Consider the following 15,233-nt stretch of genomic DNA (forward strand, 5'->3'; position numbering starts at 1 on the left):
GTGGAGGGTTCACGAACGTTGGTCCCGAGAATATTTCTTTTTTTTGTTCAAATTATATGGAATTTCAAGCCTCGCGGAGGTCTTTTTTTCTGGCGATCTTTAATTTTTACATATCATTCTGGAGTTTTTCAACTTTATGAAACCGCTTTTATAGCGCAGAATTAAAGATAGTTAAAGGGGCAAGGAAATAAGAATCGAAAGGGTATTACGGGGATTGTTTGGGGATAGAGAAGGGGGATGTGGAATAGTGTCTGCATTTTTCAAAAGCTTAAATAAGGATAAAGTACTATGGTTTATGGTATTACCAGGGACATTATGGTTCCTGATCTTTTGTTACTTACCGATGTTCGGAACCATTATTGCATTTAAGGATTTCAAGATTCATCGGGACGGATTCTTTGCAAGCGTTTTTAATAGTAAGTGGGTTGGACTTGAAAATTTCAAATTTCTGTTTTCGACGGAAGACGCCTATATTATTACAAGAAATACGATTCTTTATAACTTGGCCTTGATCTCTCTCGGTTTAATTCTTGCGGTGGGCATTGCGATCACCTTGAATGAACTTGTGAACAAACGGATGGCCAAAGCGTATCAAACGGCGATGTTTATGCCTTACTTCCTTTCTTGGGTTATTATTAGTTTCTTTACGTTCAGTTTCCTAAGTGTAGATAAAGGGATCTTGAACCAAGTGATTGTGTACTTCGGAGGCGATCCTGTTTCCTGGTATGGGGATACTCGCTTCTGGCCATATATCCTAATTTTCATGGGGATTTGGAAATCAATCGGGTATTCGAGTGTTGTTTACTTAGCGGCCATTGCAGGTATCGACAAGTCCTACTATGAAGCGGCTATGATTGATGGGGCCAGCAAATGGCAGCAAATTAAGTTTATTACGCTTCCTTTGCTTAAACCCTTAATGGTAACGCTAACTATTCTAGCGATTGGTGGTATCTTTAGATCTGACTTCGGTTTATTCTATCAAATCCCTCGGGATTCCGGTGTTCTATACTCCGTAACGAATGTTATCGATACTTATATTTACCGAAGCATGAGTACGACAGGTAATATAGGGATGAGTACAGCAGCTGGTTTATATCAATCGATCGTTGGCTTTATCATGGTGCTTGTAACGAACTCCATTGTGAAAAAGATCAGCAAAGAAAACGCGATATTCTAGAGAGGAGTCAATTGACGTTATGGAAGTATTCAAACGTAAGCCGAAAGAAGTCGACAACAACGCCATTACTCCTTTTTGGAATGTGGTACTCAATATTATAGTTGGAATTTTCGCTTTTACTTGTGTGTTTCCGTTCTTGTTTGTCATAGCCATTTCTTTTACAGATGAGAAAGTACTCGCTTTAAATGGATTCAGCTTAATCCCGGAAAAATTTAGTTTGGCAGCGTATCAGTTTGTTTTTAACACAGGTGATCAGTTGTTTCGGTCCTTTGGAGTTACATTACTGGTTACTGTATTAGGAACGCTCATTAGCTTGTTTCTAATTACAACTTACGCGTATGTTCTCTCTCGGAGATCCTTTCGCTATCGTAATTTTTTCAGCTTCTTCGCCTTCTTCACGATGTTATTCTCAGGAGGAATGGTTCCAAACTATATTGTGGCCACGCAGTTTTTACATTTGTACAACACAATATGGGCTTTAATATTGCCAATAGCGATGAATGCCTTTTTCATTCTAGTTATGCGGACCTTCTTCCAGACTTCAGTACCTGATGCACTCATTGAGGCTGCCAAAATTGATGGGTCTGGGGAGTTTCGGACATTCCTGCAAATTGTACTTCCGATCTCATTACCGGGGATTGCAACGATTGGATTGTTCTGTACGCTGGGCTATTGGAATGATTGGTTTAATGCGCTGCTGTATATTGATGATGCGAGTCTTGTACCGCTTCAAGCGATGCTGATGCGAATTCAGAATAATATGGAGTTTGTCATTCAGAACAGTATGCAGATGGGATCAAGCTTTGAGATTGCTGCGACCTTGCCGACAGAAACTGTTCGTATGGCGATGGTTGTACTGGCAACCTTACCTATAGCATTAGCTTATCCATTCTTCCAAAAGTATTTTGTAAAAGGCTTAACTGTTGGCTCTTTAAAAGAGTAACGCTTCTAAGATGTATTTATTCGAATCGCTAGTATAGGAAACGATATAAATAAAAAGTTAATTAATCTAAAGGGGGAAAATAGAAATGAAAACGAAAAAAAGTTTAACGCTCGCTCTTGTTGGAACAATGCTTTTGTCTGGCCTTCTTGCTGGATGTGGTTCGAATATTAATACAAATGCAAATGCTCCTAAAGAAACAAACAATTCAGCGGCAGCGGGGAATTCAGCAGGGAATACATCGGAATTAAAGCCATATGAGCTGAAGATGTATTTAATTGGTGGACCTCAAAAGGATTTGGATCTTGTATTAAAAGAAGTTAATAAATATACCCAAGAAAAAATTAATGCGACGCTGAACGTTACGATGTTCGATTGGGGTGATTACGATAAGAAGATGCAAGTCATTACCGCTTCTGGTGAGCCTTATGACATTGCCTTTACCTCTTCTTGGACAAATGATTTCCGCCGTAACGCAGCTAACGGTACCTTCTTGGGACTGAACGATCTGCTAGATAAGTATGGAAAGGAAACGAAAGAAGTTTTGGACCCACGTTTCTTAGAAGGAACTAAGATTAAAGGTGAGATCTATGGTGTTCCTGTAAATAAGGAGCTTGGACAACAATGGGTATGGCGTTTCAATAAGAAATATGTTGATAAATACAAGATGGACATTTCCAATATTCGTACATTGGATGATTTAGAGCCGCTTCTTAAAACGATTAAAGAGAATGAGCCTTCGGATATTACACCGCTAGCTGTTCCTAAAGGCTTTAAACCATTCATGCCATTTGACTATGTACTAGGTGATGAGTTACCTATCGGGGTCTATATGGATTCTAAAGATGGCAAGGTTGTTAATATTCTGGAGACACCTGAACTTGCAACATCGTTAGATACGATGCATAGACTTTACACAGCAGGTTACTTACGCCCAGACGTTGCAACACTTGAAGGTATTGATAACATTAAGACAGGTAAATGGTTTGCCGATCGCGAAATTACACAGCCTTATGCAGAAAAAGGATGGTCTCGTTCAGCAGGTTATGAAATTGTAACTTCGCCTATGCATGAGCCTTATGTGTATACACAGTCCGCCGCAGGTTCGATGCACGCTATTTCCGTAACCTCAGGTGATCCTGAACGGGCTATGATGTTCTTGAATCTTTTGAACACAGATAAGTACTTACGCAATTTGCTCAACTATGGCATCGAAGGCACTCATTACAAGAAAATTTCCGACAATGTCATTGAAGATCTGCCAGCTATGCAAGATAGCTATGCAATGCCAGGCTTCACGCTTGGAAATATGTTGCTGACTTATCTGCATGCTGATGACCCTGCTGATAAATGGGATGCTTTCAAGAAGTTTAATGATTCGTCAAAAGAAGCCCCTACCTTCGGCTTTGCATTTGATCCTACACCTGTAAAAACAGAAGTAGCGGCCATCAACAACGTAACTAAAGAATTTATGCCAGCTCTATACACAGGTTCTGTTGATCCTAAAACATATCTGCCAAAAGCAACTAAGAAATTTAAAGAAGCTGGACTGGATAAAGTCATTGCAGAAGTTCAAAAGCAACTTGATGAGTGGAACCAGACAAAGAAATAAGCTTTGAACGTAACACGCCTACGATTAATCTAAAGGTAACACAAATAGGATTAGTGGAGACGGGCAGCTATGCTGCCCGTCTCTCTATCTATACTCATTTTTATCAAGAGGAGTGGAAATATGGAACAATTCAGACTGCCAACCATCTCAATGCCGAAGCTTCCGCTTCCACAAGCGATTCAAGAAGTATTGAACGAAGCAGAGGAGAAATTAGCTCATCGGCCTAAACTATTGCAGCTCTTCAAGAACTGCTTCCCGAATACACTTGAGACAACGACTAAGCTCATGGATGATGGGACAACATTTATCATTACTGGAGATATCCCTGCTTCTTGGTTGCGAGACTCTGTGGAGCAGGTTATGCACTACGTGCCATTTGCTAAGAATGATCCGGATCTGCAACGTATCATTAGCGGTCTAATTAAGCGTCATATGGAGTATATACATATTGATCCGTATGCCAATGCGTTTAATGAAACAGCGAATGACTGGCACTGGAGCACTAGCGATATTACGGAAATGTCCCCATGGGTGTGGGAACGAAAATTTGAAATCGATTCTCTCTGTTTTTCCGTGCGTCTGGCTTATGCCTATTGGAAAGAAACAGGGAAGGCTGATATATTCGACGCCGGATTTAAGGCAGCCATGGTCAAAATATACAACTTATTTAGAACAGAGCAGCATCATGCTGAATTATCTCCTTACCGCTTTACGCGCAATAATGGAATTCCTGAAGATACGCTACGCAACAATGGCCTTGGTATGCCTGTAAATTACACGGGTATGGTATGGTCTGGGTTCCGGTCGAGCGATGATGCTTGCGACTTCCATTACAATATTCCGGGGAATATGTTCGCTGTTGTTGCATTACGTCATATGCAGGAATTCGCAGAATGGGTATTCCGTGATCTTGAATTCCTAAAAGAGCTTAAAGCATTAGAAGCGGACATTGATCATGGAATCAAGCTGTATGGTATTTATCGTCATCCGAAATTTGGACCAATCTATGCCTATGAGACCGACGGTTATGGCAACTACTGCTTGATGGATGATGCGGGAACACCAGGGCTCATGTCGATACCTTATCTCGGCTATGTTACAGCAGATGATGAGATTTACCAGAATACGAGACGATTTGCCCTGAGCAAGGAGAATCCTTTTTACTTTGAAGGAACAGCAGCGAAAGGGATTGGCAGTCCGCATACTCCGAAAGATTATATCTGGCATATGGCATTGTCCATGCAAGGGTTGACGGCATCCACGAAGGAAGAGAAGCTGGAGATGCTTGCGATGCTAGAGGCAACGGATGCAGATACTGGCTTTATGCATGAAGGATTTCATGTCGATGACCCGAATATATTCACTAGGAAATGGTTTGCCTGGTCTAATAGTCTGTTCTCTCAACTAGTGTATAAAACGATGAAAGATGGACTTCTATGAGCAGGCCCGTAATCATATTCTATGATTCTGATTTTCCAATTTCTAGTCCGATCCCTAGCGATGCGATTATATCTATGCGTGAGTTCGGTACGATCGTGAATGCGAATCAGCTTGCAGCAACGCTTAAGGAGACTGAAGGCGGATGTTTCATTAATCTGCATGCCCCCTATTTTCCGAAGTCGGCATGGATAGACATTCTTGGGTATTTGCAAAGAGGTGGCGGGTTGATCAGTATCGGAGGTGTCCCATTCAAACAACCCGTTCGCTGGCAAAATGAACAATGGCATATGGAAGCGGAGCAGACTTCTTATCATCAAGAGCTGTATATACATGAGGCACTAAGTGTTGAATGTTCTCGCAACCAATCCTTGCTCGCATCGGATGTTATTCCTCTGCTTAAGGGTCAAGAATCACTTTTTTTAGCGAGTGCAGAGACATGGAATCTTGTGCCACATACGACGAAGACAAGTGATCTACCACATCAAATGGGATCGGCAGGTCCAATGAGCACACGGATTTACCCGCTTTTGAAAGGAATTACGCAGGAAGGTCGGGAAACCGCTGCTCCAGTAGTTCTTTGGGAGAATACGATTGGTTTATTTGCAGGTTCACGCTGGCTGTTCGTAAATACGGCTGCAACGGCTTCTTTATGGAAGGAAAAAGGACTGTCTGCGATATCTAAGTGGGCTAGTTTCTGCGGCAAAGGTGTAACGGAAATGTGGGTTAAGCCGAATTACGCGTCATATGAGTCTGGAGAACGTGCTTCCCTGACACTTCAGATCCAGCAGCTTGAACGGGCAAAGCCTTACATGAGAATTGAAGATACATGGAAATTCACAATTTATGTAGAGCATGAATCAGATCCGACCTTGCACTGGTCTCAGCAATTGGAGATGAAGGCTAATGTTGAACTTAGCATCGTTCGTGTGCCTATTCCTCTAGAAATTAGGAGTGGTCTGTTTCAAGTGGTCTGCGAAGCGGAAGCCAGTGATGGTGAATTCCGTATTCTACGTCAAGGGTTCTGGGGGCATGCCCCTGAACTGCTGGCAGCAGGTGAACCGGTAACGGGTGGAAGAGATTATTTCATAAAAGATGGGCGTCCGCTACCTGTTGTAGGAATGACTTATATGACGAGTGATGTGGCACGGAAATTTCTGTTTCTGCCGAACGTTGGGGTATGGGATCACGATATGGGTCAAATGCGGAAGGCAGGGATTAACTGGATCCGAACAGGAATCTGGACTGCTTATCGTAATGTGATGCAAGACGATGGTCATGTTTCAGAAGAGGTACTGCGAGCGATTGATGCCTTTATCATGACGGCGAAGAAGCATGATCTTCAGGTGACTTTCACGTTCTTCTCCTTTACACCGGAAACGTGGGGAGGGGTAAATCCTTATCTGGACCCACAAAGTGTAGAGGCTCAGAAGCGGTTCATTCGTTCTATTGTATCTCGTCATAAAGCGTCTTCAAATGTAGACTGGGATCTTATTAATGAACCATCGATGTTTGATCCGGCACGGATTTTCTCGGATGGTCCGAGTTCATGTCATGATCGCTTCGAGCAACAAGCTTTCATAGAATGGCTTCGACATAGACATGAGGAAATCGAAGTGCTACAGGAACGTTGGAATATGACACCCGCACAGCTTCCGGATTTTGCATCAGCAGGCCTGCCAGAAGCGAAAGAGATGAACTTCGATGTACAGGATATGCACAGTGCTAAAAGAGGGACGCGTTGGCTTGATTATTGCTTGTTCTCCATGGATATGCATAACCGGTGGGTGAAGCAGTTATATGACACCATTAAGGAGCAATGTCCAGATCAGATGGTTACGGTTGGGCAGGATGAAGGGCTAGGGGCGCAGCGACCTTCACCGTTCTTCTATGAGGAGGCGGTGGATTACACCACTGTACATTCCTGGTGGTATAATGATTATCTGGTGTGGGATGGCATTTTTGCCAAGACGCCTAATAAGCCAAACCTAATTCAGGAGACTGGCGTCATGTATGTAGAAACTCCTGATGGACGAGCCAAACGTTCAGAGCTAGAACTGCGGAATCTGCTCGAACGCAAGTATGCCTATGCGTTTGGAACTGCTGGTGCGGGGGCCATACACTGGATCTGGAATACGAACTTCTATATGGATAATGCGAATGAGTCCCATATTGGAGCATTGAGAGCAGATGGAACCGAAAAGCCAGAGGCGGATGTCTCTTATGACTTCGGGAAATTTATAGAAGGCATTCGTGACGTATTTGGAGATCGGAAACTGGAAGAGATTGCTGTGGTGTTTCCATATTCGAATGATTTCTCTAACCGGAGGCTGGCTTTCGCAGCTACAACAGAGCTTACCCGTATTCTTTCGTATGATCTAAAGATGCCTTTCAGAGGTGCTTCTGAATACCATCTGGATGATTTGGAGAACCATCCTGTGAAGCTTATTATGCTGCCAAGCGCGCATAACTTCGATGATGCAGCGATGGAAAGGTTGTTACACATCGTTAAAGAAACAGGTGCGGTATTGCTTGCTACCGGCCCGCTCGACATTGATGCTTACTGGCGCTCTTCAGAGCGCTTGAGTGATGTTCTTGGCAAGCGTGAATTGCGTAATGTGCGCCGTGAAGAAGTTCTTAGCCTTCAAGACCAAGAACTACCCGTCTCCTTCGGTCACCGACGGATTGCTGAGGTATCGAAGGAAACGATGATACACGAATCAGTCGGTAGCGGAAGCTCTACTATAGACTCAGTCATAAACATCCCGCTTGGCAAGGGTCGACTCCTATGGAGTCCACTGCCAGTTGAATTGAGCGACCGAAGTGATACTACATCTGCACTGTATCGCTACGCGCTGAATGCTGCTCATGTGGAGTGTGACTTTGAGTGGGTTAGCGGAGGGGATTTAGCTGGTATCTACGGACGGAAATTGAGCTTTGCTACGGGAGCTCTCTTCACCTTCGTGTCGGAATATGCTCAGGATGCGAAGATCGAGGTGAAGGATTCAGCCACTGGCCGAACCTATGCGTTCTTGTTGGAACAGGAACGTTCAGTCCTCTTTGCTACGGACAATAAAGGTGATCTTCTTGGCGTATATCGCCAGCAGGAAGTCGAAATCCATGTAACTTATCCACATCTACTACATTAAGCAACTTAGTAGAGAATACGCATTGCATATAAGGAGGTCTTCACATTGGATAGTTCAAATAAATCTATTAAACCTCAGACTGCCCATATCATTTCTCATACCCACTGGGACCGGGAATGGTATCTTCCATATGAAAAGCATCATGTACGCCTTATTAAACTGGTTGATGAATTGCTGGATCGATTGGATGAGGATGGCGAATTTAAGAGTTTTTATCTTGACGGACAGACGATCATTCTGGAAGATTATCTTCAAGTTCGTCCCGAGAATCAGGAGCGTCTACAAAAACATATTACAGATGGTCGTCTTCTGATCGGACCTTGGTATATTCTGCAAGATGCTTTCCTTACCAGCGGAGAGGCAAATGTACGTAACATGCAGATTGGTCATCAGGATTCAAAGCGTTACGGTGAACCTTCTAAGATCGGTTATTTTCCGGACACCTTTGGTCTAGTTGGTCAGACTCCACAATTAATGAAGCAATCAGGCATTAATAATGCCTTTTTTGGAAGAGGTGTAAAACCGACTGGATTCAATAATACTGTATCGGACGGTGGATATGAATCTTCGTTCTCCGAGCTGATATGGGAAGGTCCGGATGGATCGAAAGTGCTTGGAATTCTATTTGCTAATTGGTATTCAAACGGAAACGAAGTGCCAGTAAATGAAGCAGAGGCAAAAGAGTTCTGGGAGAAGAAGTTAGCAGATGCTCGGAAATTTGCCTCTACAGGTGAGCTGCTATTCATGAACGGTTGCGATCATCAACCGGCTCAACTGGATTTGCCGGAGGCTATTGAAACTGCGAAGCGGCTATATCCAGATATGGAGTTTATCCATTCCAACTTCCCTGATTACCTTAAGGCTGTAGAGGATGTAATGGATCACAACAATTTGTCGACTGTAAAGGGCGAATTGCGGAGCCAGCACACTGACGGATGGGGGACGTTAGTGAATACCGCATCTGCTCGTGTCTATTTGAAACAGATGAATCAGGAAGGGCAAGTCTTGCTTGAAAAGGTGGCCGAGCCACTCGCTTCATTCGCACATGTATTGGGCAAAGATTACCCTCATCATCTGTTCACCTATGCCTGGAAGACGTTAATGCAGAATCATCCTCACGACAGCATTTGTGGCTGCAGCGTGGATGAGGTACATCGCGAAATGGTTACCCGTTTTGATAAAAGCCGTCATGTAGCAGAGACCATTGTTGATGATAGTAAGCGCATGATCGCTGAAGCTGTGGATACGTCCGGTTTTGCAGCCTATGGTGAAGAAGTGCTTCCGTTAGTAGTCATGAATATGTCAGGATGGAGTCGCACAGGTACAGTGAGCGTAGAAATTGATGCGGCACGTCTATATTTGCGAGAGGGTTTCACTCTAGAAGAAACGGCCAGCCGTATGAAAGATATTGACTTAAACGGTCGTGAATTAGTAGACGATCAAGGGAATACCATTACATGCCAGATGGAGGATTTGGGTCTTCAGTTTGGTTATGATTTGCCAGACGATAAATTCCGCCAGCCCTATATGTGTCGCCGAGTAAGACTTACCTTTGAAGCTGTGCAAGTTCCGGCGCTGGGTCTTCGTGCATATGCGTGTGTTCGCCGTGCAAACACAGGGTTGCCTATAGCTCCTGAATCTTTGCTTCAAGGGGATCGGGTGTTGGAGAATGAGGCTATCAAAGTAGTGATCCATGATAATGGTTCATTTACGATGAGTGACAAAGCCAGTGGCATAACCTACCGGGATCTTGGTGTGTATGAGAACACAGGTGATATCGGGAATGAATACATGTATAAACAGCCGGAGGCTGTGCAAGCTTTAACGACCGAGGAACTACAGGCGAACATTTCTGTTCTGGAAAATACGCCTTATCGAGCATCTGTGGAAATTAAGCATGACTGGGAGATTCCAGCCTCAGCAGATGATAAGCTAGACGAGGAGCAACGTGCTCTTGTGTACTACCCAGAGCGGAAAGCGCAGCGCAGTAATGACACAGTCATTCTTAAACTTCGTACTGTAATTAGCCTGGAGCGAGGCGGGAAGGGGCTGCATCTCGAAACGACGATAGATAATAAGGCTAAAGATCACCGGATTCGTGCGCTGTTCCCGACAGATTTGAACACCGCGACACATCATGTAGATTCGATGTTCGAGGTTGCGGAGCGGAATATTGAGCCAGCTTCAGAATGGATGAATCCGAGTAACACGCAGCATCAACAGGCCTTTGTTGATATCAGTAATGATAAAGCGGGTCTAACCGTCGCTAACTTTGGATTAAATGAATATGAAGTGCTAAGAGATGGTCGTAACACCATTGCGATTACACTACTCCGTAGCGTGGGTGAACTGGGAGACTGGGGTCTGTTCCCAACACCAGAAGCGCAGTGTCTCGGTGAGCACGTTGTTCGTATGGAGCTCATCCCACACACTGGCGATGGTATTACTGCTGGTGCTTACGCTGAAGCTTACCAATTCCAGATTCCTTGGGTCGTATGTCAGACTGATGTACATGGAGGAGTGATCGCTCCGTTGTATACTCCATTTGACTGGGAGAGTCAGGAACTCGCATTTTCCTCTCTAAAAATGAACGAGCAGACTGGAGACTTACTGCTTCGCTGGTACAACATGAGTCAGCAGAGTACCGACCTGACCATCCGTTCAACGATACCGCAGCAGTATTTCTATAAGACGTCGATTCTGGAAGAGGAGAGCCACCCACTCTCTAGCGAAGAGAAAGGTAGTTCGGTCTTACAGATCGGTCCATGCGAAATTGTAACGATTGGTATTCGGAGATAGAATTAACTTATTTTTTTCTTATAATTTAACAAAAGGACGATAACCAAAAGTCATACGACTCTTTGGTTATCGTCCTTTTAAGTTTATAACTATGAGCTTTAAGAAGAAGACTTACTACGCGTTGTGGAACTGAGATGATCAATCTGCTCGTCTAGAACGGTGCTGGCTTTGCCTAAAAATTGTGAAATGAGGGCGAGTTCTTCATCCGTATAGGAGGCAGCCAATGTAACCATTGCGGTATGAAGCGGTAGGTAGGTGTCAATAACATCTTCTTTATTTTCATACAAAGGTACAATAATTACTTTACGGCGATCATTAGGGTCATTTTGTCTGCGAACGTATCTATTTTTTTCGAGACGATCTATTAATGCTGTAACGCTGCCTGTCGCAAGTCCCGTCAATTTGGACAGTTCCCCAGCGGTAATGGGGCCTTTTTCACGCAGGATATCCACAGATAAAAAATCATTATTATATAACCCAAGAGAGGCGGCTACATTTTGCTGGTATACCACCGTTCGGGTTCCCAGACCACGCATGAGTAAGGTGAACTGTTCTTGCTCTGGTGTAGGTTGAGCTTGTTCATGGCTTGACAAAGGATAACGCCCCTTTTAAAATGTTTATATCTCTTCTATCGAGATATTTGATTATGAAGTTATTAGAAAATGTGTTATTTTACAACTACATTTTATCGAAATCATCATACTTTTGCAAAAAAAATGAAAGACAGCCTTTGGTCGAGACCTCATATAGTAGACATTGTTAAAAATCTAGGACGCAAGATAGCTCCTGTACTCAACAGGAGTCGATTTAGGTTCAGATATCCGATTGAAAAAAAGGAAGTGCCTAGGGCTTATTTACTAAGTGTGCAGCAAGCATCAGAAGAACCTCCAAGAAATATGAATTGAATTTATTGCTGTCGTCATTGTAACATTAGGAGCTCTAGTAAATAACACCATTACTGCACTTCGGATAGTTCCTTGGTTTTAGATAACACTTATTATAAAGACCCCTCGTTATGCTATTTTCTATATCTAAATACAAAAAGAGAAACCCATGGTCATGAATATGACTGGGTTTCTCGACACTCTGGTGAGAACATTCTATGTTCTCATCTTTTTTATTGAGGTAGCGTATGATTTAGCAGCTTAATAATCTAGTAGACGTCCATTATCATGCCATTGCCCGTACATTTTATTTTCTTTAGTGTTTGCTATAAACTTGTCTAATTTACTCTTAAATAAATCTGGCTGATGTTTATTGCTTTGGATCGTGTCCATCCGAACTCTTTTATAAAGGGCTGGAAAGGCCAAAAAATTCTCATATACTTGCATGTTCTCTTTTAGCCTTTGCTCTATAATCTTATCTACTATAAAAGAATCAGGGTTCATATCTGGAAGTACCTTTCTTCCTTCAGCGGTCATTAACCCCAACTTTTCGAGGCGGCGGACACGTTCTTTATTCAATTCCGTCCAAGAGCTTTTTTTGCTTCGGGGAGAGAGTCTTTGCGCCAGTTCTGTTTCAGAACTTTTCTTTTTCACTCCATCGATCCATCCAAAGCACAAACATTCCTCAACCACGTCCAAATATAGCAATGTTTCTGGGTTTGGCGTAATACTAACGAGTACCCAACAAGATTTCTCTGTCTTACAATTTTCCTGGAGCCAGACTCTTAAATCTTCTCTCGATTTTACTGTAATTAGATTTTCAATCTCCATAATTAAAATACAATTTCCTTTCTAGGTATGGAGTGGAGCAAATTGCCCATTAGAGATTAAATAGCTTCCGCAGGTACCTGATACCAAAAAAGGGAATAGTCATTCATGGTGGAAGCGTAGCCTAACTGACGTAACATAGTAGATATATTGCCTCTATGATAAGTCCCGTGATTAGCGACTTGCAACATGATTTCAGATAGGCGTGTTAGGTGGATTCCGGCGAATGGATTGTCAAGCAGAATGGTTTGCTCCAAATCGGATTGGTTGTGTAACCATTCATTGTATTGTTCCGATAGCTGGGCAAAGATATTAGCATATTCATCCACAGAATCTAGAATGCTCATATTTAGCGGGATACTTTGTTGAAAAGCCTCAGGCATAGCGGTACCTGTTAAAACAAGATACCACATCATATCAACCGCATAGATATGGCTAAGGGCATGAGCGATGGTGGGAAATGAGCTGTTCACTTCTTGACTTAGCACAGAGGATGGGAGTTCCTTGATTCGCCCCAGGATAGTCTGGTTGGCCCATGTTTGGTATTTAAACATTTCTACTGGATAATTTGTCATTCGTATAGTCTCCTTTTGAATGGTCATGGATTTGTTTTTGTTACTGTTGTTAATATAAAAGAAGAAGTATGACATCAGACTGTCATACTTCTTCATAAAGTTTGAGTGTGTTTTGAAGCTGCTCTTTTAAAATACCTCGCAATGCAGGTGGTTCGAGGACTTCGGCGCCGCTGCCGAAACCCAGCAGAATTGACCAAAGCCAACGTGCTTCCAATGGCTTATACACAGGAATTCGCATCGTCATACTTTTATCGGAATGAAATTCCTTATCGACTTGATGAAACTGATCTAACGCTTCTGCTAAAGCCTCAGGTCCCACCCGGATCACTATTTCCTCCACCTGATCGGCCCTGTTTGAACAGCCAGCCTCTTTTGGTACCTCATGTTGTAATTGAAAGGTATCCTGTGTCAGGAACAAATTCAGCATCCGGGAAAGTCGGAACTCTCGATAGTCCTGCCGTGCCCGGCAATAACCATAAATGTACCAGTTACTATATTTAAAATGAAGCTTTACGGGTTCCATTTCACGGGTTGTGCGTTCATTTTTTACATTGATGTAATCAAAACGGACGACATTTCGTTCCGTTATAGCCGCACGTAAAAGAGGGAGTGCATCAGGGTCCGTACGCCGGGTTTCAAGATCCACCGCAAGACTAGAAGTCTGTGGCTCCGTTCCAATCGTTTGCAGCCGTTCAATGGTTCCTTGCGTATGCTCATCTTCAAACACGGAAGAGAGACTGTTAAGTACAGTAATCAGAGAAGTGATATCATACGAACGGAGCAGGCTTTTATCCATTTTATATCCGTCCATTATGCCATATCCACCTTTAGTTCCCTGATACGATACGACCGGGATGCCAGCGGCACAAATCACATCGATATCCCTATAGATCGTTCGCTGGGAAACCTGAAACTCTTCAGCCAGCTTGGAGGCAGATAAAACTTCGTGGTTCAACAGCTTGTAGATCATAGAGATCAATCGTTCCAATTTCATGTGTGTATTCCCACCCATTAGTCCATTTCGTGTTACTGCATGATTATAGCATAGACTTATATGACTAATTTGGGGAAGTTATTGTGTTGCACAGGAACACAATAATTGAAGCTTACAGAGAAATGTATTGACAGAATATGGATCATAGGGTTAACTTGTGAATATAAAATAAAATTATTCATAAAACCACAATAAAGCGAGTTGACTTATATGCCTAAGAAATTCACGGAACAAGAAAAAGAGTGGATACAACATAAATTATTATCAGAAGGGCGCCGCTGTTTTGAATTACATGGCATTAAAAAAACTAGTGTTGAAGAATTAACAAAAGCAGCCGGGATTGCGCAAGGTTCGTTCTACATGTTCTTTGGATCGAAAGAGGAATTGTTCTATCACATTCTGCTTGAAGAGGAGCAACGAATTCGTAGTACAATGTTCGATTCATTTAGCGTTGGCGTACCTGTAAGCAAGGGAGAGATTAGATTATTTTTACTGAAATCTTTCCACATGATGGAAGAAAGTCCAATCGTACGCCAAATGTTCGTAAGAAGCGAAATGGAGCAGTTATTAAGAAAGTTACCTAATGAGTTGTTGGAACAAAATTTTACAGAGGATAAAGACTTTTTTATTCCTTTTATTAAATCATGGCAAGCCGAAGGAATCATGGTTGGGGTTGACCCGGGATTAATCGTGAGCATGATTCGCTCTATAGTCCTTCTGACTTTGCATAAGGAAGAGATCGGTGATGAACGATATCAGGCAACCATAGAGCTTTTGATTGAGGTTTTGGCTGAGGGGATGACTTCTATGAAAGATAATAAGACTGGGGGTGAATGAA

At 42.9% G+C, this 15,233-nt stretch carries 11 protein-coding genes; 7 read left to right on the top strand and 4 right to left on the bottom strand.

What is annotated here, in order from left to right:
• Positions 1-247 precede the first annotated feature (247 nt).
• The 6 genes from UQ64_RS05005 to UQ64_RS05030 all read left to right on the top strand — a co-directional run bounded on the left by UQ64_RS05005 (position 248) and on the right by UQ64_RS05030 (position 11,114).
• The gene (locus UQ64_RS05005) at positions 248-1,177 is read left to right on the top strand and encodes an ABC transporter permease (protein ID WP_245237856.1); all 930 of its coding nucleotides are present in this window, start codon (positions 248-250) and stop codon (positions 1,175-1,177) included.
• Between the two features lie 19 nt (positions 1,178-1,196).
• The gene (locus UQ64_RS05010; RefSeq protein ID WP_060622406.1) at positions 1,197-2,120 is read left to right on the top strand and encodes a carbohydrate ABC transporter permease; all 924 of its coding nucleotides are present in this window, start codon (positions 1,197-1,199) and stop codon (positions 2,118-2,120) included.
• An 85-nt stretch (positions 2,121-2,205) separates the two neighbouring features.
• A complete protein-coding gene (locus tag UQ64_RS05015) occupies positions 2,206-3,729 on the top strand; it encodes an ABC transporter substrate-binding protein (RefSeq protein ID WP_060622407.1) in 1,524 nt (507 codons plus the stop codon).
• Positions 3,730-3,849: 120 nt separating this feature from the next.
• Positions 3,850-5,169 carry a glycoside hydrolase family 125 protein gene (locus UQ64_RS05020; protein ID WP_060622408.1) on the top strand — a complete coding sequence of 440 codons (1,320 nt, stop codon included), beginning with the start codon at positions 3,850-3,852 and terminating at the stop codon, positions 5,167-5,169.
• The gene (locus tag UQ64_RS05025) at positions 5,166-8,315 is read left to right on the top strand and encodes a beta-galactosidase (RefSeq protein WP_060622409.1); all 3,150 of its coding nucleotides are present in this window, start codon (positions 5,166-5,168) and stop codon (positions 8,313-8,315) included. Before UQ64_RS05020 ends, UQ64_RS05025 begins: the two co-directional genes overlap by 4 nt.
• A gap of 45 nt (positions 8,316-8,360) precedes the next feature.
• Complete coding sequence (locus UQ64_RS05030; protein ID WP_245237857.1) at positions 8,361-11,114, top strand: alpha-mannosidase; 2,754 nt, start codon at positions 8,361-8,363, stop codon at positions 11,112-11,114.
• A gap of 98 nt (positions 11,115-11,212) precedes the next feature.
• Here the strand turns inward: UQ64_RS05030 and UQ64_RS05035 are convergent, their stop codons facing one another.
• From UQ64_RS05035 to UQ64_RS05050, 4 genes are all read right to left on the bottom strand, one after another.
• On the bottom strand, positions 11,213-11,650 hold the full coding sequence (locus tag UQ64_RS05035; protein ID WP_060622486.1) for a MarR family transcriptional regulator: 438 nt from the start codon (positions 11,648-11,650) through the stop codon (positions 11,213-11,215).
• A 609-nt stretch (positions 11,651-12,259) separates the two neighbouring features.
• Positions 12,260-12,829, bottom strand: a complete 570-nt coding sequence (locus UQ64_RS05040; RefSeq protein ID WP_060622410.1) for a YdeI/OmpD-associated family protein — start codon at positions 12,827-12,829, stop codon at positions 12,260-12,262.
• 56 nt (positions 12,830-12,885) lie between these two features.
• Positions 12,886-13,401 (bottom strand): DinB family protein, encoded by a 516-nt coding sequence (locus UQ64_RS05045; RefSeq protein ID WP_060622411.1) that lies wholly within the window; start codon positions 13,399-13,401, stop codon positions 12,886-12,888.
• A gap of 82 nt (positions 13,402-13,483) precedes the next feature.
• Entirely contained in the window at positions 13,484-14,395 is a 912-nt protein-coding gene (locus UQ64_RS05050; protein ID WP_060622412.1) for a helix-turn-helix transcriptional regulator, read from the bottom strand.
• Between the two features lie 210 nt (positions 14,396-14,605).
• Here UQ64_RS05050 and UQ64_RS05055 point away from each other — a divergent pair, with 210 nt between their 5' ends.
• Positions 14,606-15,232, top strand: a complete 627-nt coding sequence (locus tag UQ64_RS05055) for a TetR/AcrR family transcriptional regulator (RefSeq protein WP_060622413.1) — start codon at positions 14,606-14,608, stop codon at positions 15,230-15,232.
• The last annotated feature ends 1 nt before the right edge of the window (position 15,233 follow it).

Source organism: Paenibacillus etheri (assembly GCF_001012825.1).
Taxonomy (GTDB): domain Bacteria; phylum Bacillota; class Bacilli; order Paenibacillales; family Paenibacillaceae; genus Paenibacillus_AQ; species Paenibacillus_AQ etheri.

Coding starts and splice junctions, on each gene's coding strand:
- UQ64_RS05010 (WP_060622406.1), top strand. CDS start 1,197: ATGGAAGTATTCAAACGTAAGCCGAAAGAAGTCGACAACAACGCCATT.
- UQ64_RS05015 (WP_060622407.1), top strand. CDS start 2,206: ATGAAAACGAAAAAAAGTTTAACGCTCGCTCTTGTTGGAACAATGCTT.
- UQ64_RS05020 (WP_060622408.1), top strand. CDS start 3,850: ATGGAACAATTCAGACTGCCAACCATCTCAATGCCGAAGCTTCCGCTT.
- UQ64_RS05025 (WP_060622409.1), top strand. CDS start 5,166: ATGAGCAGGCCCGTAATCATATTCTATGATTCTGATTTTCCAATTTCT.
- UQ64_RS05035 (WP_060622486.1), bottom strand. CDS start 11,650: ATGCGTGGTCTGGGAACCCGAACGGTGGTATACCAGCAAAATGTAGCC.
- UQ64_RS05040 (WP_060622410.1), bottom strand. CDS start 12,829: ATGGAGATTGAAAATCTAATTACAGTAAAATCGAGAGAAGATTTAAGA.
- UQ64_RS05045 (WP_060622411.1), bottom strand. CDS start 13,401: ATGACAAATTATCCAGTAGAAATGTTTAAATACCAAACATGGGCCAAC.
- UQ64_RS05050 (WP_060622412.1), bottom strand. CDS start 14,395: ATGAAATTGGAACGATTGATCTCTATGATCTACAAGCTGTTGAACCAC.
- UQ64_RS05055 (WP_060622413.1), top strand. CDS start 14,606: ATGCCTAAGAAATTCACGGAACAAGAAAAAGAGTGGATACAACATAAA.